The following is a 22,402-nucleotide window of genomic DNA, read 5'->3' on the forward strand; positions in this document are numbered from 1 at the left end:
TGATTATCTCCCAAGCCATGGTTGTGGGTTTACTGCTCTTCCCTGACGGCGGATTTCGAAATAAAGTGCGGGTTGATTTTGGCCACCACTGTTACCGACCAGAGCGATGGGTTGCCCGGCACGAACTTGTTGACCAACACTGACTAAGGCACTCTGATTATAGCCATAGAGACTCATATCGCCTTTACCATGCTCTATAACAACGACTAGACCATAGCCTTGCAACCAGTCAGCCAATAGTACCCGGCCATCGGATATCGCTTTGACTTCAGTACCTTCCGTGGCAGAAATCACCATACCTTTCCAGCGTAACTCACCTTGCAGAGCTTCACCAAACCCATGTATCACTCGGCCGTGGACAGGCCAGATTGCCTGACCAGCCGGACGTCCAAGGCCACCGGTACGCGCCATTAATGCACGTTCATCTTCAGTGGGTTTATAGCTAGAACCTTTCTGCTGTGCTTGTTTCTGTTTCGCTGCAACTTGCGCACGGACACGAGCTGCTTCTCTGGCTTCCCGTTCAGCACGTGCTTTCGCTTCTCGCTCTGCTTTGGCAATTTTATCTCTCAGACGGGTTTCATTTTGTTTTAACTCAGCAAGGTATTGCTGGTCTTTCTTCAGGGAAGACTCCAGCTCCGTCAGAGTTTTCTGCCGGGCGTTGCGGGCAACTTCCATCTGCTGTTTTTGTTGCTGTTGTTCGGCCAGAATTTGTTTCTGCTCTTCTTGTTTTTGCTGTTCAAGTTTTTTCTGTTCAGTCAAATCAACGGTGATTTGCTCAAGCTTAACAATAGTGTCCTGGCGAGCTTGATTAAGATAACTATAGTAAGCGAGGATGCGCTCACCACGTTTGCCTTCCTCACCTTTGAACATAAGTTCAAGCCCTTGATGTTGCCCCTGACGAAATGCAGCATCTAACTGGAGTGCCAGCATATCTTGTTGCACTTTTTGCTGTTTTCTCAGTTTCTTGATATTGGCATTGAGAGCAGTAATTTCTTTATTCAGCTTACTGAGTTGAGTTTGGGTACTGTATAGAGAGCGGCCAACTTTAGAAATTGTATTTTCTTGATCTTTCAGTTGACTTAACAACGTGTTGTGTTGCTGTTGCTGTTGCTGCACGCTCTTCTCTTTTTCTGCAATGTTTTGCTGAAGATCTTTAAGTCGGTTTTTATTGTCGGTAATCTGGTTGGCAAAGGTATTAAAACTGAAAACAGCAGACAGGAAAGCACAGAACAATAAGACATGGATTTTGTTCCGCCATAGGTTCTGATTGAGCCGATAATTACGGCTATATATTTCTTTGTTGTCAGCCATTTCTATAGACATACCTTGCTACGATATACGCCATATTATTCCATGATGAACAATTACTTACCAGATGCTGTGTTGATTTTTTACACTTTCAGATAATGCTGTCTTAACATTGAAATTGGATAATAATAAACATATTAGCTACTTTAGCCTATTTATTGCCGAAATTCCTGTATGTATTTAGTGTGGCAGAGAATAATCTGGATATGTACTTAAAACCCGCCATCTTCAGGGTATTTTTATTTTTCTCGAAACTCTCCGCAAAATTTTATTGAGCTTGCGCTATTTGGCTGTAATTGACGCAACACAAAGGTATACTCTGGAACCTTAGATATTTGTTATTAACCAACGGGAGTTTTTGCCCCCATGCTGCAAGAAATCATGCAATTCATTAACCAGAATATGATCCTTAGCCTCGCTTGGATTGCGTTGCTGGTTGCCGTTATTGTGACTACGGCGAAAGGCTTCTTCTCTAAAGCCAAAGAGATAACCCGTGCACAAGCTATTAATTTGATCAATAAAGAAGAAGCTATCGTTGTGGATTTGCGTTCTCGAGAAGATTTCCGCAAAGGGCATATCATTGGTTCAATAAATCTGACGCCATCTGAAATTAAAGACAACAATCTGGCAGAGTTGGAAAAACATAAAGGACAGCCTGTGATTGTTGTTTCAGCTAATGGTACTGAATCCCGTACTCCGGCTGAAAATCTTATCCGTGCTGGCTTTGAACACGTATGTTCTCTGAAAGAAGGGCTGGCTGGTTGGACAGGTGAAAATTTGCCATTGGCGCGTGGTAGAAAGTAATCATTTTGGGTGTGAGTGGTGACGCTCACATAAGAACTTTAATAAGGACATCTAAAAAAGGTAACAATTATTATGTCAGAACAAAACAACACAGAAATGACTTTCCAGATCCAACGTATCTATACCAAAGATATCTCTTTTGAAGCACCAAACGCGCCACAGGTGTTTCAGCAGGAATGGCAGCCGGAAGTAAAACTGGACTTGGATACGGCTTCCAGTGAGTTGGCTCAGGGGGTTTATGAAGTTGTTCTGCGTGTCACTGTGACGGCAGCTCTGGGTGAAGAGACTGCATTCTTATGTGAAATACAGCAAGGCGGTATTTTCTCTATCGAAGGTATCGAAGGAACCCAGCTGGCTCATTGTCTGGGTGCATATTGTCCAAATATCCTGTTCCCATATGCCCGTGAATGCATCACCAGCCTGGTGAGTCGTGGTACTTTCCCACAACTGAATCTGGCTCCGGTAAACTTTGATGCTTTGTTCATGAATTACCTGCAACAGCAGGCAGAACAGTCTCAGGATGGTGAGCAGGCTCAACAGGAAGCCTAATGAATAACACTGCTTCTATGACAGTTATCGGTGCCGGTTCATACGGCACCGCATTAGCTATTACGCTAGCACGTAATGGTCATGATGTTGTGCTCTGGGGCCATAATCCAGCGCATATTCAGGCTTTGCAGCAGGCACGTTGCAATCAGGGATTTCTGCCGGATGTGACTTTTCCTGATAGTTTATTGCTTGAAGCAAACCTGACAAAAGCACTGGCGGCAAGCCGCAACATTCTTGTTGTGGTTCCTAGCCATGTGTTTGGTGAGGTGTTAAAGCAGGTAGAACCGCATCTGCGACCGGACTCTCGTATTGTCTGGGCAAGTAAAGGCTTAGAAGCTGATACTGGTCGATTATTGCAGGATGTGGCCTGTGAGATACTCGGTAATAAAATACCGTTGGCGGTGCTTTCGGGGCCAACATTTGCCAAAGAACTTGCGGCGGGTTTACCTACTGCGATTGCTATCTCTGCGACTGAATCTGCTTTTGGTGATGAACTTCAGCAATTATTCCATTGTGGCAAAAGTTTCCGTGTTTATAAAAACCCCGATTTCATTGGCGTCCAACTCGGTGGTGCCGTAAAAAACGTCATTGCTATTGGCGCCGGAATATCTGACGGTATGGGATTTGGTGCTAATGCCCGCACGGCATTGATTACCCGTGGATTAACAGAAATGAGTCGCCTTGGTACAGCGCTTGGTGCTGATCCTTCCACCTTTATGGGAATGGCGGGATTGGGTGATTTGGTTTTAACTTGCACTGATAACCAATCACGCAACCGTCGCTTTGGCATGATGTTGGGGCAAGGAATTAGTGTCGAAGAAGCCCAGTGCCAGATTGGGCAAGTTGTTGAAGGTTACCGTAATACTAAAGAAGTGCGTGCATTAGCTAATCGCGCGGGTGTAGAAATGCCGATTGCAGAGCAAATCTACCAGATACTGTATTGCAATAAAAATGTGGTAGAAGCTGCTCAAGCATTGTTAGGAAGAGCCAGAAAGGATGAGAGCGATGATGTACGCTCTTAAATCAGAATAAAAATTTAAAGTAAGATAGGTTCTAATTGTGAGAGTAAATGTTATGTCACTAGAAGAATTGGACGAAGTTTGGAAGAACATAAAAACAGAAGCGAGAGCACTGGCTGAATGTGAACCGATGTTGGCCAGTTTTTTTCATGCGACGTTACTCAAGCATGAAAATCTTGGTAGTGCCTTAAGTTATATGCTAGCTAATAAACTCGCCACACCGATTATGCCGGCTATTGCTGTCAGAGAAATTGTAGAAGAAGCCTATGGTTCAGATAAGCAAATGATTGTCTCGGCTGCTCGTGACATCATAGCAGTACGTTTACGTGATCCTGCGGTAGATAAATACTCGACTCCCTTACTTTACCTCAAAGGATTTCATGCTTTGCAAGCCTATCGTATTGCCCATTGGATATGGGGAGAGGGAAGAAAAGCATTAGCGATTTACCTGCAAAACCAGATTTCAATGTCTTTTAGCGTTGATATTCACCCGGCGGCGAAGATTGGCTGTGGCATCATGCTTGACCATGCTACTGGTATTGTCATTGGTGAAACGGCTGTGGTGGAGAATGATGTTTCTATCCTGCAATCTGTAACCCTTGGTGGTACAGGAAAATCAGAGGGTGATCGTCATCCAAAAGTCAGGGAAGGGGTGATGATTGGTGCAGGTGCGAAAATACTTGGCAATATCGAAATTGGCCGTGGGGCAAAAATTGGCGCAGGTTCAGTTGTACTTCGTTCGGTTCCACCACACACAACAGCCGCTGGTGTGCCTGCCCGTATTGTTGGTAAACCTGAAAGCGAAAAGCCATCATTGGATATGAACCAGCACTTTAATGGAATCAACAATGGCTTTGAGTATGGTGATGGGATTTGATTTTTTGAATCACTGCGTTGAGAAATATACTGTTTATAAAGCTGAATACTCAAAAATGCCGTGTTTTTTAATGGGTCAGATGCACGGCATTAGCCTTAGTAATAACAGCTACTCTTTCAATAAAGCACCTGAATACCCCAATTGCCGCCAGGCTTCAAAAACCACAACTGCGACTGAATTAGAGAGATTCATACTGCGACTGTCTGCCAGCATTGGAATACGGATCTTCTGTTGTGGTGGCATATTATCCAGAACGTAAGGCGGTAGCCCTCTGGTTTCCGGCCCAAACATCAAATAATCCCCATTCTGATAACTTACTGCACTATGTGCCGATGTTCCTTTTGTCGTCAGAGCAAATAAACGGGCAGAAGACCCTCCTGTAAACCCTTCGTTCTCTAAAAAAGCATAATAATCATGATGTTGCTTGATATTGGCAAACTCATGATAATCCAGCCCGGCTCGGCGTAGCCTTTTATCATCCCAGGTAAAACCCAAAGGTTGAATTAGATGCAACTGAAAACCGGTATTGGCACAAAGACGAATAATATTACCGGTATTAGGTGGGATTTCAGGTTCAAATAAGACGATGTTTAGCATATACCCCCCAGAAACAAGGGGCACAGATTAGCAGAAATTGAGTAGGGATGCAGGAGGGATTTCATATCTGGTTTATCTGTTAATCTTTCAGAAATTGCTTATCACTCGGATATATTCATTTGCTTGTGGCTACAATATGGCTATTATATAGACAAAAATTGATGGAGGTTTTTTATGGCTGATACTGTTGTACGTGCCCGTGTTAACCCTAAGTCCAAAGCGGCTGCGATGGCTAATGCGAAAGCTATGGGGCTGAATCTTTCCACTATAATTCGTATGGTGGTTAATCGTCTGGCTGTTGAGCCAGAATTCCCTGCTGAGTTGCTGCAACTTAATCAGGAGACATTACAGGCTATTCGAGATCTGGAAAATGGCGTAGGTGTTCATCGAGTTGATACGGTAGATGAACTAAAACGTGATCTTGGATGGTAAATAATGTTAAAGATTGTTTACCAGAGTCGCTTCAAAAAAGATGCAAAGCGTTATGCTAATAATAAAAAGGCTCAATCTGTTATCTTGAAAGCTATTGAGCTTTTACAGACTGGTGAACCTTTACCAGAGCGTTACCGTGAACATTCATTAGCAGGTCAATATATTGGCTACCTTGAATGTCACGGAACGCCAGATATTTTGCTTATTTATCAGCGTACAAGGACTAAATTAAAACTATATCGGGTGGGGAGTCATTCAGATTTATTCTGAATTTTAAGGAACCAGACAGTATAGAGATATACATCTCAATTAGAGCGAAAACCATTGGGGTTATTTATCTGCCAGTTCCAGCTATCACGCATCATATCATCAATATTACGTGTCGCTTGCCAGCTGAGAATTTCACGGGCTCTTGATGGATCAGACCAACATTCAGCAATATCTCCAGGGCGCCTATCTGTTATCTTGTGCGGAATGGCTTTGCCTGCTGCTTTTTCAAAAGCATGAAGTAATTCAAGTACAGAATAACCGGCCCCGGTTCCTAAATTGAAAACTTCATAGGATGGTTGTTTATCCAAATAGTCAATAGCGGCAATATGGCCTTCAGCCAAATCCATCACATGAATATAATCACGAACACCTGTGCCATCTTTGGTTGGATAATCGTTTCCGTAGACTGATAAACATTCCAGACGACCAATCGCAACCTGAGTGATATAAGGCAACAGATTATTAGGAATACCATTAGGATCTTCGCCAATCATACCTGATGGATGTGCACCAACAGGGTTGAAATATCTTAGACTGGTGATTTTGAAATTTGGCTCGGCAGCGGCAAAATCTTTTAGAATTTGCTCGACCATTAGTTTAGAAGAGCCATAAGGATTAGTTGTACCACCTACTTTGGCATTTTCAGTTAGAGGTACAAACTCAGGATCGCCATAAACCGTTGCAGATGAGCTGAAAATCAGTTGATGTACACCGTTGGCACGCATAGCCTGCAACAGAACTAGGGTGCCAGTAACATTATTCTGATAATACTCAAGTGGTTTTCTGGTGGATTCACCAACTGCTTTTAATCCAGCAAAATGGATGACGGTGTCTATTTTATTTTCTTGGAAAATTTTATTTAATAAATTTAGGTCAAGAATATCACCTTGGTAGAACTTTACTGATTTGCCTGTGAGTTTTTCAACTCGGCGAAGAGATTCTGGTGATGAATTACAGAGATTATCAATAACAACAACATCGGCTCCTTTTTCCAAAAGCGCTAATACTGTATGGGAACCGATGTAACCGGCTCCGCCGGTGATTAATATGGTCATATCATTTCTATTTTAGTAGGTTAGAATGTTTATGTACTATTTTAAAACATCGTAAATATGATCTTTGGGATGAAAATCAATAGGTGCATTAATAAGAATATTCCTAATATTCTCAAAGTCATAATTTTCATAAGATGTTTTTAGGTCATTTAATAATGGATTTAATTTATCCCAGGTCAGAAAGACTTCATTGGCTGTCATGATTCTCGGATGACTTGTGCCAGAAACATTATCACCAATTAATAATTCTTCATAAAGCTTTTCACCGGGCCTTAGCCCGGTAATTTTGATTTCGATATCACCATGAGGGTTGGTTTCGTCTTTCACTGATAAACCGGATAGATTAATCATTTTTCGGGCAAGATCGTATATTTTTACTGACTCTCCCATATCCAGAACAAAAACATCACCATTATTGCCCATCGCTCCAGCCTGGATAACTAACTGGGCAGCTTCCGGGATCGTCATGAAGTAACGGGTAATGTCTTTGTGAGTTAGGGTTATTGGTCCGCCACCTTTTATTTGTTTCTCGAACAGAGGCACAACGGAACCGGATGAACCAAGAACGTTGCCAAAGCGGACCATTGAGAATTTTGTATGAGTGTTTTCTTTAGCAAAGGCTTGTAATATAAGTTCAGCAAATCTTTTTGTTGCTCCCATTGTATTAGTGGGGCGGACAGCCTTATCGGTAGAGATTAATACAAATTTATCAACATTTTGATTGATTGCAGCTTTGGCAAGTGAAAGTGTGCCAAAAATATTATTATTTACACCTTCTATGGTATTAATTTCTACAAGGGGAACGTGTTTATATGCCGCTGCGTGGTATATGGTATTAATATTGAATTTATCTATTATTTTATTTATCTTATCTGAGTCTTTTATATCACCTAAAATTGGAATAATAGTTATATTCAAATTGTTTTCTGAGTTTATCTTTTGTAACTCTTTTTCTATTGAATAAAGGCAGTACTCAGTTAGCTCAAATAATACCACCTTAGAAGGAGACTGATTTATGATTTGTCTACATAATTCTGAACCTATTGAACCACCGGCACCTGTAACGAGAATATTTTTATTCTTAATATTTTTACTGAGCAAATCTTGTAATGGATTAATTTGCTCTCTGCCGAGTAGATCATTAATAGAAACGCGTTTAAGCGAGCTTATTTGAGCTTTTCCTTCAACCAGGTCATTAAAACTTGGGATTGTTAATATTTCACAATACTCTTTTTGAAGTTTTTCAAGGATTTTCTTTCTATTGGATATTGACACACTAGGTATGGCGAGTAATATTTTCTTTATATTATATTTTTCTACTAAGGATGTTATGTCTTCTGGAGAAAAGACGCAAACTCCATGAATAGATAAATTATGTAATTTAGCATTATCATCAACAAAAGCAATGGGGTTAAATTCTCTGTGTTCTTTTAATATGGGCAAAAGTTGTCGGCCGGATTCTCCTGCTCCATAGATAATAACGGGAACTCCTTTATTTTTTAGTAAATTACGTAGTGTTCTATATAAAAATCTTGTACCGCAGAGTGATATAATCAGAAAAGAAAAATAAATAATAGGTACGGTTCTTGGTAAAAATGCCTGTTGATATAAAGAGAATGCCGTTAATAATAAGGTAGACAGAAATGAGCCAACGATAGCCCATTTTAATATGCTCATGTTAACGTATTTTATTATAGATCTATAAAATCCAACTTTTAAGAAGATAAATAGAGTACAAGGTATTGTGAATATGATTGCTAGCCAATGCTTAAAGCTATTAATTGGGATTTCTCTATCTAAACGTAACCACATACTAAGCCAATATGAGGCAATAATCATTAGTATATCAGCTATCAGAAGGATTATAGTTTTTATTAACCTGTCTTTACTTTTATTAAGAATTATTTTTTCATTCATGATTTTGGTTACCTAAAGACCACCTTATAAATTGTTTTAAGAATAATCTTCAGGTCATAGAAAAAGGATTGATTGTTAGTATAGTCTAAATAATATTTTGCTTTTATAGGCATAATAATATCAATATACGCTTGGTGGGGATCTTTATATTTATCTAAGATTTCATTTTCATCGATCATTTCTATGGAAGCTAAATCTGTTATGCCGGGTTTTACCGATAATATTTTATTTCTGACATCATCTGGATATTTGCCCATAAATTGTGGAACTTCAGGTCTTGGCCCGACTAAGCTCATTTTTCCTCGAAGAACATCAATCAATTGAGCTAATTCATCAAGTTTATATTTGCGTATAAATTTTCCAGAGTTGGTAATACGGAGATCATGACCAATAGTAAGTTGTCCTTTTTGCTCTGACCCGGTAGCCATGCTCCTAAATTTATGAATATAGAAATCTTGATTATATTGTCCCACACGTTTTTGTCGGAAAAAAATAGGTCCTTTTGAGTCCATTTTTATCCAGATGGCAATAGTAATTAAAATAGGAAATAATAGGACTAGTCCTATTAAAGAAGAAATGAAATCAAAACTCCTTTTTATAGCTAAATAATATATCGCCATTTAAGCTAGGATCTCTTTAATTGTGTTGATAACGTGGACTTGGTCTCCTTTTGTCATCTTTGTATATAAAGGAATGGATACAATTCTTTTAAAGCCTTCTTCTGCTATAGGAAAATTATTTTTGTCCAGAGAATAGGTATCTTTCCATATTGGTTGTTTATGTAGTGGAATAAAATGGACAGAGCAGCCTATATTTTTCTCTGCCATTTTTATGATAAAGTCATCTCTTGATATTTTGACTTCATCATTTAGTCTAATGGTGTATAAATGCCAGGCGTGCTGACTATTCGGTTCTTTAGGTTTAGTGGGTAAAGTAATTGGCAGATCTTTTAATTCATCATCGTAAAGTTTAGCCATTGCTTCTCTTTTCTTTTGAAAAGCGTCTATTTTCTTCAATTGATGGATACCAATGGCTGCACAAATATCTGGCATATTATATTTATAACCCGATTCAATGACTTCATAATACCAGGTCGGTGTTTTAGATTGGTATCTGTCAAAAGCATCTTTACTAATTCCGTGCAGACGCATGACTTTGGCCCTTTTTATAATGTCTGGATTTTTAGAGACTAGCATACCACCTTCCGCTGTTGTCATGGTCTTATTGGCATAGAAGCTGAATACCGTCACATCCGTGTCTAGAGTGCCAATTTTCTTTCCCTTATATAAAGTTGGGAATGAATGCGCGGCATCTTCAACTATTTTTAGATTAAATTCTTTAGCTATAGCAATGATTTCATCCATGTCGCATGATAAGCCTGCGAAATGTACAGGCATAATCGCTTTAGTTTTGGCTGTAATTGCTTTTCTTATTGCTGCTGGATTAATATTCAGACTGTCAGATAAAGAATCAACAAAAATAGGATGAGCGCCTAGATAACGGACAACTTCTGCTGTTGCGGTGAAGGTATAGGTAGGAACTATGACTTCATCACCGGGTTGAATGCCGATTGCTTCTAAAGCTAAATGCAAGCCAGCAGTTGCTGAATTTACAGCAATGGCTTCAACATCAGAACCCAAATATTCAGCAAAATCGTGTTCAAATCTTCTGGCTTTAGGTCCAGTTGTTATCCAACCTGTTTTAAGTGAATCAATGACTTCATCGATTTCGGATTGTCCAATTTCAGGTAATGCAAAAGGGAGAAATTCTTTATTCATTTTTTTTCCTTTGTAGAGATATATATTATTTAATTAGTCTTTTTAATATTCCGTTTATACTATAATATGTGAAGTTAAATAGTCTATTTTTCCATGGGATTTCTTTAAAAGACCAATATAATTTTAATGTCCTTATGGCCGATTTTAATTTATTGCCGGATATCTGATGTTCTCTTACTCTATATTTAACCAACTCTTCGGGTAAACCCTCTATTTTAAAACCTTGCGTTAATAGACTTATCCATAAGTGAGTATCTTGCCGCAATCTTATTTCACTTAGATAGAAACTGCCGGTAATAGCTCTATTGACCATTGATGTGGAAAAACCAATGCATGTATTTTTCATATAGCTATTAAGGGTGATGATTTTATCGGGAATAATTTTTCCACGGATCGGTTTGTTTTTTTCGTTTATAAATATATAACCAGTACATACAGCAGCTATTTCTTGATTTTCTATCATATAGGTAATTTGATGTTCTAATTTTTTAGGCATCCATAAATCATCAGAATCTATAAAAGCAATATACTTTCCTTTTGCTAATTCAAGGCCAATATTTCTTGCTTTACCTGCACCTACATTTTCTTTTAGAGCAATAAGGCTAATTCTGTTGTCTTTAAATTTCATTACTGATTTGATAGTGTCATCTTTTGAACAGTCGTCAATAATTAATAATTCCCACTTGGAGAATGTTTGTTCTAAAACTGATTCTATAGATTGTTCAATAAAATTGGCAGAATTATAGCTTGGCATAATAATGGAAACTATTACTTCGTTACTATCTTCTTTCATGATATAAGTTATTTACCCTATATGTATTTTATATAATCTATCGTGAATATCATATTAATTTTTCTATAAAAATTAATATGATAACGTATTAGTATAATATGCATTTATTAATCACTACCGAATAGATCTCTAGTGTAGACTTTATCTTTTACATCATTTAGTTCTAAAGTCATTCGATTTGAGATGATAATATCTGAGATATCTTTAAAATAAGATAGATTTTGTATGATTTTTGAATGGAAAAATTCTTCTTCTTTTATTTCTGGTTCAAAAACTACAACTTCAATTCCTTTGGCTTTGATACGTTTCATGATCCCCTGAATGGATGATGCTCTGAAGTTATCTGAACCAGATTTCATGATTAAACGATAAATGCCAACGATTTTAGGGTTCTTATTAAGAATTGAGTCCGCAATAAAATCTTTACGAGTTCTATTAGCATCAACAATTGCACTAATAATGTTATTAGGCACACTTTGATAGTTAGCTAAGAGTTGTTTAGTATCTTTAGGTAAACAATAACCTCCATAACCGAATGAAGGGTTGTTGTAGTGGTTGCCAATACGAGGATCTAAGCAAACACCCTCAATGATTTGGCGAGAATCTAGCTTTTGAGCTTCAGCATAACTATCTAACTCATTGAAGTAAGCAACACGCATAGCTAGATAAGTATTTGAAAATAGTTTTATAGCTTCTGCCTCTGTTGAGTCAGTAAAGAGGATTGGAATATCTTTTTGAACAGCACCTTCAACAAGCAAATTGGCAAAAACCGTTGCTCTTTCTGAGCGTTCGCCAACTACAATTCTTGATGGGTGCAAATTATCATACAATGCGCGACCTTCACGGAGAAATTCTGGAGAGAAAATGATATTTTCTGTTCTGAATTTTTTTCTCATTTGATTTGTGAAACCTACAGGGATTGTAGATTTTATTATCATCACAGCTTCTGGGTTATATTTCAGAACATCTTGAATAACTGCTTCAACAGATGATGTGTTGAAATAGTTATTTTTGGGATCATAATCGGTTGGTGTTGCTATGATGATAAAATCAGTATTATCATAAGCTTCTTTTTTATTCAAGGTTGCCTTAAAATTTAAGTTCTTTTCTTTCAAATAGTGTTCAATTTCTTGATCTATAATAGGGGATATTTTTTTGTTAATAAGGTTAACTTTTTCCTGATTAATATCTAAGGCAATGACTTCGTTATTTTGAGAAAGTAGAATTCCATTTGATAAACCAACATATCCGATTCCTGCGATTGCTATTTTCATTATTAGCCTATATAAAAGAAAAGTATTTTATTCTTGTTTTAGTAAGTTATTGTCTTATTAAGGTGCTTTTTCTAAGTTAATAGATACTTAAAAGGTTATTTAATCTTATATTTGAATTTAATATAACATGGGGCTAAGATATCATTTCTCATAAGTTATTTACTAGTAATTCTTTATAGGAGGACGATTTAAAATATAGAGAGCTTTTATATTTAATTCATATGCTTTATATATGAATTCATTTCTCAGTGAATGAATTATTAGATTAATAGCTTCTTTTTTATTACGGTAATAACATATATTTAATGAAATTAACACCGTATCCAGCTTTATATGCATATTTGAACTTCTTTATTACAAATAATAAAGAAATAAAATAATATTTTTTTCTAAAAACTCTTTTTATCATTTCTCTTTTTGCTCTAATTTTAGGTACTGATGAGTAAAAATCTATTCCTGATGTAATGGGGGAATGGGTACATATTTCAATAGGATAACGGATTAAATTTAAATTCTTATCTAAGCAATCTGAAAGAAATATCATTTCTTCACCAGATGGGAGAGATGTACCTAAGCCAAAATTTTCGTCAAATAATATATTATGTTCAATTATATCACTGCGTCTTAAACATATGTCAATTGAGGATGGATTTCCAATATTGTATTTATTATGGCGGATAATCCCCTTTGACTTTAATGTAGATAATCCATTTGTATACTTATGGTAGAAGGTTCCTACGCTTACATTATCTTTTTTCATATGTTCTACCAAGAGCTTCATTTTCTCCAGATCATATGATACATCATCATCCATAATAAAAATATAATCACTTTCCGATTGTTTAATTGCAATGTTCCTGCTTTTAGTCAAGCCTAATTGTGTATGTTTTATATATAATACATCTTCTCTATCTATTATTTTATTGATTCTATTTATAGCTTCATTGTTTAAGTTTGATATATATTGATGAACTATTATGTAATGAAATCCATGTTTATAATTCGGAATTTCAAGATCTTTGATTCTATTGCCTAGAGTAGATATAGCAATATCTATTGTTTCCATAATTATTTTCTTTCCGATGTGTTTTAAATTCTATATGTTCTCTTATTTTTTAGCAAATGTTTATGGTTAGAAATTTTTCTCATTTCATTATCTGATTCCAATAATTATTTAATATAGCTCAAAATTCACAGCCTATGCCACAATAGGAGCTTGTTATATTAATAAACAATTTTATTTCTTTAAGTTTATTTATATGGATAAAAGTAGATTGTTGAGTATAGATAAAATGATTGTAAAGCTGAATATTATTATCCAACTAATATTGAACAAAAAAGGTTAATTTTCAATGTTATGGAAAATAAAAACGATGTATTTTTTCTTCAGATTATATTTTATTACTCTTATATTATTGTCCCTTGGACTGGCAACCATTGCTATTTGTGTGATGTCTTATAATAATAAAGTTAAGGTCGTTAGGTGCAATGAATCTTGGGATGAATATTCTTATTAATAGTCATTATATTTATTTACTAATGTTAAAATTATTACAAGCTAAAGCTATTCTTTCTAATTTATTCACTGTTATAAATAGTGATTTATTGGTAAGTTTATATTCTGCCATAAGGTGGGGGGTAATAATTTAAAGCTAATTGAATAAGTAACTTTTATATAGGAATTCATTTTTTGCTAAAATTGTAACTTTTATTATGTAGGGTAATGTTATGTATAAGAATAAAAATAAGGTTTTGATATTATTTCTTTTATTAATTGATTCGGCTAAAATATAATAAATGGGGAATATATATAAAAATATAAAATTAGATGATAATCTAGATAATATATTTGCAAATAGACCAATTAGAAAGCTCCAAAATGTAATAGAGAAAATAAAGATACAAAATTGAAAGTATGTAGAGTCTGTTCCGTTTTTTTTGTAACTATCTACTTTCAAGTACCTATAGAAGAAATATAGTATTATTGGGATATAATATATTTTTGTTACAATTATCCAATAGTCATTGCTGTGAAAATATTTAGAGTGAATATAGTGTGTGTATTCATTCGGGAATGATGTTAATATGTCAATTATGTAAAATGGTAGAAAATAATATATAGGGGCTGTTAATATAAAAAATAAGAAAGTTGTTTTTTTATTTATAAATTTATTCAAAAATTGAAATAGAAAAACAATGAAAAACATTATAGAGCTTTTGTGGAATGTTATGGCTACTATAATAGCTATAATGGTTTTTGTTTTTTGTCGGGTATGGCACCAATAGGTAATTAGTGGAAATAGAGTTAATGCAGCATATTGTCTGATTCCATTTAATTGATTATTATATATATTGGTTACAGTAAAGAAAATCAAAAAAAATAACCATATAATAAATAAATTTCTCTTTAGGGTAGCGAAATACCAGAAAATAAAAATCGATTGTATTATTGAAAATACAAAAAAAACTCCTTGAGAAGGGGAATTTATGAATGAAAGTAATTTGTTTATATAATAAAATGTATATTCTCCTTTTATATAATATTTAAGAAGATATTGCTCTTGGTTTTCATATATCGATATATATGATAAATAGTCAGTACCAACAGAGTATTGCAAGCCTGCGACTGATAAGTATAGTATAAGAGGTGGAAGCCATAAAAATAAATGCAATTTATTTCTAGTTGAAACTTTTTCTATTAAATAGAAATAAAAAGTACAATAAAATAAAGTAAATATAAACATATTTTCATATCTTATAAATAAGAGTTTATCCCAATAGGAGTTTTTTCCAGACAATCAACCCACATGCCAAGTGCGGCATCGTTTCATAATTTTCTAGTTTCTTTTCCTAAACGTGCTAACTATTTGACGAAAGAGATTCATCCGACGATACACTTTAAATTCGTCATTCTGCTTTGCTGAGTTATACTCTTTCTGGATTGAATGTGTGTTCGATTCCTTATAACCTTCGTCTGGCTCAACCTTATTTGGACTCCCTGTCTGCCTGTTTGTAAGGAGGACAGAGTTTCTTTTACCAGTCTAATATCATGGGTATTGGCTTCCCATAAGGTGTTTTTTTATCATTTAATAAACAATACATCTATAGATATATACCCAATGGATTTCAAGATGAATCGCGACGGCAAGGGAGCGAATCCCCGGGAGCATAGATAACTACGTGATCGGGGTGAGTGAGTACCGCCAACAAAGAGGCAACTTGAAAGATAACGGGTATATCCCTATTGAGGAACCGGAACCACCGGCTAGAATGATGCTTTTCATAATTATTTTGGTTAATCTATTTATATTATTACTGATTTAGGTTAATTGCATGGTTAACCATTAGATGAGATTATTTAATGGTTTTGCTTAATATGTAGGAATTTCTTTTGTATATGAAGATGAAAAACCTGAGTCAGCATTTTAATAGTCATTAAATAAAGCTACCGCACTGGGTTGTTGGCTCCCAGAATACCTGTAGAATTCTATAACCTTACCCATTTTGTTGATTTTTAGGTGCTTTTTCTATCGTAACAAAAAATAACGGGGGATAAGATTTTGTAACTATTTAGGGGGAGAATAAACTGTAAGCTTCTCTGGGTCAAGCTGAATACTCTGCTTGTTTAATTAATTGATAGAATAAGGCTGCCAATCGGGGATTTTGATGGTTTTTTGTTGGAATCGTTCCTGATGCTGTATTTGAGGTTATTTGCTAAATAACTTTTCATAATTATGATACCCCCTCCCTTTTTATTCTCTGTGAGTCCTGTAGGAGAATGAATTCAAAAATGTTTTCACTTTTTCGAGCAACTGCCACATATACTGACAGCAATGATTTCGTGTCACCGTTTCATGCAGGGATTGCCACAGGCGCTCGATTTTATTCAGCCAGGGGAAATAAACAGGTAAAAACAATAGGTTAAATTTAGGATGACGGGTCAGCCAATCACTGACCATCCGTCATCAGAAATGTCGTAACATGCCACCATTTTATTCCTGCAACCTAGTTATATTGGCGACGACGACATCAGTACCGTGCACAACAATGTCACTACCGTCGCCGGGTAAGCATCTGATTAAAAAACAATTATGGCTGTAGTACTCATATATATTCCCACCTCGGAGTTCCCTCAAAGTGCTCTACTACTATTGCGATTGCGCTAAGCTCCTTAGTTAAATATCTTTACCATAAGGATATACAATCTGGTTAACATGGTATATGTAATAACTTTCATTTCGTTCTATTTTTTTTATTTCTTTGGGTACACTATATCCCATTAATTCAGATAATATTTGGTATGTACTTGATGTATTCAATAAACCTTGTTGACCTCTATAGGATTCAACTAGAGACTTTATATTTTTATTCTGATTATAATTAATAATAACTAATGGTATTTCAACTTGTTGCTTCCCCCCTTTTATAAAACCATGCCCTTTATTCACTATTTCACCATGATCTGAAAGGTAATATACAATTGATGGTGTTTTATTTTTTTCTACTATTGAATCTATCTGTTCTAATACTCTATCTGTGTGATGGATAGTCCTGTCATACTCAACACCGGGATAATTTTTATGCAATGCATTTTTATCTATATTATCAGAACTTAATTTCGAATTATAAGCAGCGTGACTTCCTCTTAAATGTAATATAATGAATTGATATTTTTTCTCATTAATAACATTTTTCAATTCCTTTATTAATTCTAAATCATCTTTCTCACCACTATTTTTAAAATCAACCTTATTGCTTGATTTTGCTATTGCAGTTGTTCCAATATCCCAAGTACTTAGGGGTGTTCCATTATTTGATAACCAAATTGTTTCATAACCCGCATCATTTGCTAGTTCAATTATATTTTTATACTTTAACCATTTTTGAGGATAGTGGGGTGAACTCATTGTTAAGATTTGCTTTAATGCCAAAGCTGTTACTGGTGCTGGTGATATAACGTCATGAATTAATGATTCTTTTTTTTTATTAAGGAATGGTGTCGTATTTTCTTCATACCCATAAGCACTATATCTACTCCTTAATGATGATTCACCAATTACTAATATGATATGTTTTATATCGTTATTTTTAGAACGATTAAAAGGCGTTTCTCGGTTTTGAACTATATAGGAGCTCATACTGTTATGATTTTTAAATTCACTAACTAATACAAAAACAGTTCTAAATCCCATAGAGTAACCACCATTCTTATAATTTTCTAATAATAAATCTGGAAACGATATATAACTTTTTCCATCATCTTTGTTATATAGAGTATAAGCCTTTGTGGCATTGTAACCCCTTGTCGAAATTACCATTAGCAAACATATCAAAGTCAATGAAAAATAAGTGCTTGAAGATAGGTTGTTTGTTGATTTTATTACTAAATAAACAAAAGCTACAAAGAAAAATAAATTTAACAATATTGGCTTCCAGTAACTGATGATAAATTCAAAACTCTCCCTTTTATTTGTACTAAAAAAAGAGGCAATATTTCCACTTTCAATTGTTGATTTAAACGTTGCTATGTATATAAAATCAAAAAAAACAATTATTGTTATTAAGGTTGAAATTGTGAATATAAATTTACTTTTACTCCTCAGACAAGAAATTGCACAAATAATCATAATTGAATTTAAGATGGTCATTGGGATTTGACCTATTAGTTTTCTTTCTGGAGAAATCATCATATTGATATTATAAATTAGAAAGAGAAGTATAATAAATAAAATTGATAATACAGCAATGTCTTTCTTTTTTAACTTTAACATAATGAATCCTGTAGTTTTTCTATATAGATACAAACATAGTAAGATTAACGATGTTGCACTTATTATGTGAATCTACCATAGATTTTTTAAATTTAAGTAAGTGTTTATATTTCTTCACTGTTAGGATAGTTGCCACCCCAAACATAAAAATCCAATATTACAGCCGCACTTCTTTGTCCCAAGAATAGAAGGTACACTTATAGGAAAGCTTTAAATCACGAGGTTTCTCTGCGTCATGAATATCAGAAAAAATGCAGATTTTTAGTTTTTACGGCTATAGTACTAGCAGGGCAAGATCGCGAATGTTTTTTAATCAAAAAAATAAATCGATTGCTTCGAATAAAGCACTATGATCTTATACTCTCTTTTGAGCGTTGAGAGTCAATTCTATGTACCTTGACCGCTTTACCTAGCACTTTTCAGACATTCAAGACCTACGCCAGAGCGCTAAAGTCGTCTATTCCTTATTCGATATCCTGTTTGCGACACTGTGTGCCGTCATTGACGGTGCAGAGGGATAGCGTGATATTCAGGAATACACCGAGGGACATCATGACTGGTTTCTTAAACATGACATGTTCAAAGAAGGTGTCCTCGTTGATGACACCATTGCCCGCCTTATTTTGTGTATCAATCCAGAACAATTTAATCTCTGTTTTATCGATTGGATGCACTCTGTTCATGAACTCACCCAAGGTGGTTTGCCTGCCGGCAGATCCACTGTCTGGAATTTAATCCCACTTTATCTTTTGATTTATTGCAACATTCTTCCCAACAATTGGGTTGCTTGCGTTCTCGTTGGAGTTTTGAACTTTTTATAATTAAAATCAATGAATTATTAAATATAAAATTATCCATCAGCACCTTCGCTTAAATTACTCGATCCCGAATACCCTGAAAAAATGGCGAAAATTACCGAGGCGTTGTCAACATGCTCGGAAAAACATCCCGTTTTTTATGAAGATGAAATCGATATCGAGCTAAATCCAAAAACCGGTGCTGATGGGTATTAAAAGGGCTGCAAAAACGTATCGTGACACTAGGAAAAAACCAAAAACATTACCTTACGGGCTGCTTGAATGTTCAAACAGGGAAAATCATTTATGTTGGCGGATTAAATAAGGATTCTCGATTATTTATCAATGTATTAAAAGAACTTGATCTCCAATATTGTCATGTTGACACCCTCACGTTAATTTTGGATAACTATAGTACTCACAAAAGCTGGATGGTCAGTGATTGGCTGACCCGCCATTCTAAATTTAACCTATTGTTTTTACCTGTTTATTTCCCCTGGCTGAATAAAATCGAGCGCCTGTGGCAATCCCTGCATGAAACGGTGACACGAAATCATTGCTGCCAGTATATGTGGCAGTTGCTCGAAAAAGTGAAAACATTTTTGAATTCATTCTCCTACAGGACTCACAGAGGATAAAAAGGGAGGGGGTATCATAATTATGAAAGGTTATTTATAACTATGATGAAATTAGACTGTATCCGTTTATTTCTTAAGACGATTATTTAATTGAAGGACACAACCTAAATAGCTATTTAGTGTAGTATTGTCTCATTATTTTCAAGTATCTTTTCTCAATGGTATCAGTATTCAGCGAAAGCTATTCATTCAGTTGTGTGTTCTTTGCATTACCCTTAAATACTTTAAGTCTAGCAACCAACATTCTAAACGAATTGTGGAAAATATATAAAAAAATAAATAATATACCAGAATAGATAGATAAACTTATTAATATGTGGTAGATAAAATTGAAAATACCTTTTTCAAAGGTGATTGTTAATGATTTTAATAACATGTTCGCAATGAAAGCAGAAATAATTGCAATTGAAATGAGTTTTGTGTTTTTAATTATAAATATTATATAATTCTCGCCAAATCCAAATGTAAACAAAAAATAACCTTTCCATATGAATACAATAATGAATAGGCTAATACATACACCGATTAACACTCCAGACAATCCAAAATAATAACCTAAAATTATTGACAGAGATAAATTAATAATACCTTCGGTAATGGGAGCCCAAACATCACTAAATAAGCCTTTTGCAGATAAGAATACATCTTGAATACGTGTTGTCATCAAAGCTATGTAAAACGTCATCAATATGATTGGTGTGCCATGAATTTGGCATTCTTCACCCACCCAAATAGCAATAAATTCATTGATATAATTATAAAATCCATAGCAAATGATTGCAGAGATAAAATAAATTAACACATGATATTGCCAATAGAATAACATGGTTTTTTCATGATTTTTCTCTTCTATTAAATTACCAATGCTGGCTAATGCTGCATTATTAAGCATATAGATCATTGCAGAAATAGCCATCATGACAAATACATAATTGCTGTAAATTCCCATTACCTCCAAGGAAGTATAAGCAAGCACTATTAACGGCGTTGCCTGTATCAGTATAAAGCCTGCAATTTTATGGAAAAACAGTTGTTTGGTTTTCTTAACAATATCAGGGTAGTTTCTTCTAACTTTTGATCCTCGTTTAATTGATGTGGTTATATTGTGATATTCATATTTTACTTTTAAGCACAAAATAGTATTAATCATAATGATGTTAATAATTTCTATTATTAACCAATAAACATAACCATGTTCAAAGTAGAGTAAACAAAAAATTTGGAATGTGACTTTTAATACTCTACCAAGCTGAATTATTTTTTGAACTTGGTAGTCTTTTTGATCTGCTGTAAATAAGATTTTTTTATATGCAAAAAGATATTCCGCCAGAACACCGGATAGCAAAACATAAAAGGTGGAGTATATATACCATTTGGGGAATTTGACATCAGAAAACCAAAACGGAAAAAATAGACTAGTGATAACGGAAAGAACTAAAACGATTATTGCGACATTTTTATACATCCAGCCTTGAATGGAAACAATATCTGTGATTTGCGCAGTGTTTCCGTTCTTCAATGGTGCATACAAAGATGAAGAAATTGCAACTGCAATCCCTAGTTCTGTTAAACTTAAAAACCCTACAATATTGACCATTGTTTGATTGAGGCCTAAAACATCTAATCCTAAATGTTCAATGAAGATGGCTCTTGAAAAATAGTTAACGGTGAAATTCAATATGAAAAAAATCAAAGCATATTTAATATTTCTTAAGCTGTTATGTGTTCTTGTCATTTGCATGTTTATGGAGAGTGGAAAGATTATGAAAATCCTTGCCGTGCAAGGTTTTCAAATAGATAGGAAGTATTCGTTATAGTTTTCTTCTACTTTCGTTTCAATTCTGTCTTAAATATTTTCGTATTATTCAATAAGTTCACCACAAATATGTTTCATCCCAAATAACAATCCCACTGCATGGCCGCGTCGGATGCGGCAATCATTTTCATTCATTCTTATATCCAGTATCCAATGCAATGTACCAAGGATCTCTTATTGATTTAATAAATTGTTCAGTATAGGGTAATTGTAATCTACATTCCCTTCTCTGAAGGAAAGGAGATGGTAACCCCTAATGTGGTTAGTTTCAGTCATTCAAACGAAAAATTAACAAAATAATCATAAATCTTGCTAACAACCAGAATATATACCCACAGCTTTTTCCTTAGTATTGAAATATTCGTCTTTCCATTTTTTGTAGATTTTTCGTCAGGAAGTATTTTTTGAAGGCTTTCTCCAGTTTCCTTAGATTTCCTTATTACTGCCAATAGATAATTGGTATCATTGGCTTATCATATACCGGGAGGAGCTGTTTAGATACGCCGATTGTTATAGGGTATAATCTGGTGCCGGAGCCACCGGCTAAAATGATGCCTTTCATATTAATTTTAATTTGACCAAATAATTCATGTTTTTTCTGAATCTAAATTAATTTTACGATAATCATTAAATGAAGTTATTTAATGATTCTTTCTTAGTATATAGGGGGATTCCTGTATAACGGAAAATTTGAACTAATGTTTAAG

Annotated in this window: 18 protein-coding genes and 3 pseudogenes; 7 read left to right on the plus strand and 14 right to left on the minus strand. The window is 34.9% G+C overall.

Going from position 1 to position 22,402, the window contains the following annotated elements; genetic code table 11:
* Positions 1-3 precede the first annotated feature (3 nt).
* On the minus strand, positions 4-1,311 hold the full coding sequence (envC, locus tag C5469_RS07515) for a murein hydrolase activator EnvC (protein WP_166304492.1): 1,308 nt from the start codon (positions 1,309-1,311) through the stop codon (positions 4-6).
* A gap of 363 nt (positions 1,312-1,674) precedes the next feature.
* Here envC and C5469_RS07520 point away from each other — a divergent pair, with 363 nt between their 5' ends.
* The 4 genes from C5469_RS07520 (at position 1,675) to cysE (ending at position 4,557) form a co-directional block, all read left to right on the plus strand.
* Positions 1,675-2,112, plus strand: a complete 438-nt coding sequence (locus C5469_RS07520) for a rhodanese-like domain-containing protein (RefSeq protein ID WP_166304495.1) — start codon at positions 1,675-1,677, stop codon at positions 2,110-2,112.
* A gap of 72 nt (positions 2,113-2,184) precedes the next feature.
* Positions 2,185-2,661 carry a protein-export chaperone SecB gene (gene secB, locus C5469_RS07525; protein ID WP_166304498.1) on the plus strand — a complete coding sequence of 159 codons (477 nt, stop codon included), beginning with the start codon at positions 2,185-2,187 and terminating at the stop codon, positions 2,659-2,661.
* The gene (gpsA, locus tag C5469_RS07530; RefSeq protein ID WP_166304501.1) at positions 2,661-3,683 is read left to right on the plus strand and encodes an NAD(P)H-dependent glycerol-3-phosphate dehydrogenase; all 1,023 of its coding nucleotides are present in this window, start codon (positions 2,661-2,663) and stop codon (positions 3,681-3,683) included. Before secB ends, gpsA begins: the two co-directional genes overlap by 1 nt.
* Positions 3,684-3,735: 52 nt before the next feature.
* Positions 3,736-4,557, plus strand: coding sequence for a serine O-acetyltransferase (cysE, locus tag C5469_RS07535; protein WP_166304504.1), 822 nt, complete (start codon positions 3,736-3,738; stop codon positions 4,555-4,557).
* Between the two features lie 108 nt (positions 4,558-4,665).
* Here the strand turns inward: cysE and trmL are convergent, their stop codons facing one another.
* Positions 4,666-5,154 (minus strand): tRNA (uridine(34)/cytosine(34)/5-carboxymethylaminomethyluridine(34)-2'-O)-methyltransferase TrmL, encoded by a 489-nt coding sequence (gene trmL, locus C5469_RS07540; protein ID WP_166304507.1) that lies wholly within the window; start codon positions 5,152-5,154, stop codon positions 4,666-4,668.
* A gap of 174 nt (positions 5,155-5,328) precedes the next feature.
* Between trmL and C5469_RS07545 the strand changes: the two genes are divergently transcribed.
* Together C5469_RS07545 and C5469_RS07550 are read left to right on the plus strand one after the other, a co-directional pair.
* The gene (locus C5469_RS07545) at positions 5,329-5,586 is read left to right on the plus strand and encodes a type II toxin-antitoxin system RelB/DinJ family antitoxin (RefSeq protein ID WP_166304510.1); all 258 of its coding nucleotides are present in this window, start codon (positions 5,329-5,331) and stop codon (positions 5,584-5,586) included.
* 3 nt (positions 5,587-5,589) lie between these two features.
* The gene (locus C5469_RS07550) at positions 5,590-5,856 is read left to right on the plus strand and encodes a type II toxin-antitoxin system RelE/ParE family toxin (RefSeq protein WP_166304513.1); all 267 of its coding nucleotides are present in this window, start codon (positions 5,590-5,592) and stop codon (positions 5,854-5,856) included.
* A 35-nt stretch (positions 5,857-5,891) separates the two neighbouring features.
* Here C5469_RS07550 and galE read toward each other — a convergent pair whose 3' ends face one another.
* The 10 genes and pseudogenes from galE to C5469_RS07600 all read right to left on the minus strand — a co-directional run bounded on the left by galE (position 5,892) and on the right by C5469_RS07600 (position 18,444).
* Positions 5,892-6,911, minus strand: coding sequence for a UDP-glucose 4-epimerase GalE (galE, locus tag C5469_RS07555; protein ID WP_166304515.1), 1,020 nt, complete (start codon positions 6,909-6,911; stop codon positions 5,892-5,894).
* A 36-nt stretch (positions 6,912-6,947) separates the two neighbouring features.
* A complete protein-coding gene (locus C5469_RS07560; RefSeq protein ID WP_166304518.1) occupies positions 6,948-8,828 on the minus strand; it encodes a polysaccharide biosynthesis protein in 1,881 nt (626 codons plus the stop codon).
* An 8-nt stretch (positions 8,829-8,836) separates the two neighbouring features.
* On the minus strand, positions 8,837-9,448 hold the full coding sequence (locus C5469_RS07565; protein WP_166304521.1) for a sugar transferase: 612 nt from the start codon (positions 9,446-9,448) through the stop codon (positions 8,837-8,839).
* A complete protein-coding gene (locus tag C5469_RS07570) occupies positions 9,449-10,606 on the minus strand; it encodes a DegT/DnrJ/EryC1/StrS family aminotransferase (RefSeq protein ID WP_166304524.1) in 1,158 nt (385 codons plus the stop codon). It abuts the gene before it with no gap.
* 25 nt (positions 10,607-10,631) lie between these two features.
* The gene (locus tag C5469_RS07575; RefSeq protein ID WP_166304527.1) at positions 10,632-11,399 is read right to left on the minus strand and encodes a glycosyltransferase family 2 protein; all 768 of its coding nucleotides are present in this window, start codon (positions 11,397-11,399) and stop codon (positions 10,632-10,634) included.
* Between the two features lie 107 nt (positions 11,400-11,506).
* A complete protein-coding gene (locus C5469_RS07580) occupies positions 11,507-12,673 on the minus strand; it encodes a nucleotide sugar dehydrogenase (protein ID WP_166304530.1) in 1,167 nt (388 codons plus the stop codon).
* 283 nt (positions 12,674-12,956) lie between these two features.
* Complete coding sequence (locus C5469_RS07585) at positions 12,957-13,739, minus strand: glycosyltransferase (RefSeq protein WP_166304533.1); 783 nt, start codon at positions 13,737-13,739, stop codon at positions 12,957-12,959.
* A gap of 586 nt (positions 13,740-14,325) precedes the next feature.
* Positions 14,326-15,417, minus strand: coding sequence for an EpsG family protein (locus C5469_RS24425; RefSeq protein WP_422615854.1), 1,092 nt, complete (start codon positions 15,415-15,417; stop codon positions 14,326-14,328).
* Positions 15,418-16,425: 1,008 nt separating this feature from the next.
* A pseudogene (locus C5469_RS07595) lies at positions 16,426-16,629 on the minus strand (transposase); the annotation flags it as partial.
* A 219-nt stretch (positions 16,630-16,848) separates the two neighbouring features.
* Positions 16,849-18,444: a phosphoethanolamine transferase gene (locus C5469_RS07600; RefSeq protein WP_166304539.1), complete on the minus strand. Its 1,596-nt coding sequence runs from the start codon at positions 18,442-18,444 to the stop codon at positions 16,849-16,851.
* A 425-nt stretch (positions 18,445-18,869) separates the two neighbouring features.
* On the opposite strand from C5469_RS07600, the pseudogene C5469_RS07610 reads away from it, so the two are divergent.
* A pseudogene (locus tag C5469_RS07610) lies at positions 18,870-19,879 on the plus strand (IS630 family transposase).
* Positions 19,880-20,060: 181 nt separating this feature from the next.
* On the opposite strand, the gene C5469_RS07615 reads toward C5469_RS07610, so the two are convergent.
* Both C5469_RS07615 and C5469_RS07620 read right to left on the minus strand, forming a co-directional pair.
* Complete coding sequence (locus C5469_RS07615) at positions 20,061-21,614, minus strand: lipopolysaccharide biosynthesis protein (RefSeq protein WP_166304542.1); 1,554 nt, start codon at positions 21,612-21,614, stop codon at positions 20,061-20,063.
* Between the two features lie 541 nt (positions 21,615-22,155).
* Positions 22,156-22,257: pseudogene (locus C5469_RS07620) on the minus strand (sugar phosphate nucleotidyltransferase); the annotation flags it as partial.
* Positions 22,258-22,402 lie beyond the last annotated feature (145 nt).

Source organism: Photorhabdus cinerea, assembly GCF_011189575.1.
Lineage (GTDB): Bacteria > Pseudomonadota > Gammaproteobacteria > Enterobacterales > Enterobacteriaceae > Photorhabdus > Photorhabdus cinerea.

Coding starts and splice junctions, on each gene's coding strand:
- envC (WP_166304492.1), bottom strand. CDS start 1,311: ATGGCTGACAACAAAGAAATATATAGCCGTAATTATCGGCTCAATCAG.
- C5469_RS07520 (WP_166304495.1), top strand. CDS start 1,675: ATGCTGCAAGAAATCATGCAATTCATTAACCAGAATATGATCCTTAGC.
- secB (WP_166304498.1), top strand. CDS start 2,185: ATGTCAGAACAAAACAACACAGAAATGACTTTCCAGATCCAACGTATC.
- gpsA (WP_166304501.1), top strand. CDS start 2,661: ATGAATAACACTGCTTCTATGACAGTTATCGGTGCCGGTTCATACGGC.
- cysE (WP_166304504.1), top strand. CDS start 3,736: ATGTCACTAGAAGAATTGGACGAAGTTTGGAAGAACATAAAAACAGAA.
- trmL (WP_166304507.1), bottom strand. CDS start 5,154: ATGCTAAACATCGTCTTATTTGAACCTGAAATCCCACCTAATACCGGT.
- C5469_RS07545 (WP_166304510.1), top strand. CDS start 5,329: ATGGCTGATACTGTTGTACGTGCCCGTGTTAACCCTAAGTCCAAAGCG.
- C5469_RS07550 (WP_166304513.1), top strand. CDS start 5,590: ATGTTAAAGATTGTTTACCAGAGTCGCTTCAAAAAAGATGCAAAGCGT.
- galE (WP_166304515.1), bottom strand. CDS start 6,911: ATGACCATATTAATCACCGGCGGAGCCGGTTACATCGGTTCCCATACA.
- C5469_RS07560 (WP_166304518.1), bottom strand. CDS start 8,828: ATGAATGAAAAAATAATTCTTAATAAAAGTAAAGACAGGTTAATAAAA.
- C5469_RS07565 (WP_166304521.1), bottom strand. CDS start 9,448: ATGGCGATATATTATTTAGCTATAAAAAGGAGTTTTGATTTCATTTCT.
- C5469_RS07570 (WP_166304524.1), bottom strand. CDS start 10,606: ATGAATAAAGAATTTCTCCCTTTTGCATTACCTGAAATTGGACAATCC.
- C5469_RS07575 (WP_166304527.1), bottom strand. CDS start 11,399: ATGAAAGAAGATAGTAACGAAGTAATAGTTTCCATTATTATGCCAAGC.
- C5469_RS07580 (WP_166304530.1), bottom strand. CDS start 12,673: ATGAAAATAGCAATCGCAGGAATCGGATATGTTGGTTTATCAAATGGA.
- C5469_RS07585 (WP_166304533.1), bottom strand. CDS start 13,739: ATGGAAACAATAGATATTGCTATATCTACTCTAGGCAATAGAATCAAA.
- C5469_RS24425 (WP_422615854.1), bottom strand. CDS start 15,417: ATGTTTATATTTACTTTATTTTATTGTACTTTTTATTTCTATTTAATA.
- C5469_RS07600 (WP_166304539.1), bottom strand. CDS start 18,444: ATGTTAAAGTTAAAAAAGAAAGACATTGCTGTATTATCAATTTTATTT.
- C5469_RS07615 (WP_166304542.1), bottom strand. CDS start 21,614: ATGACAAGAACACATAACAGCTTAAGAAATATTAAATATGCTTTGATT.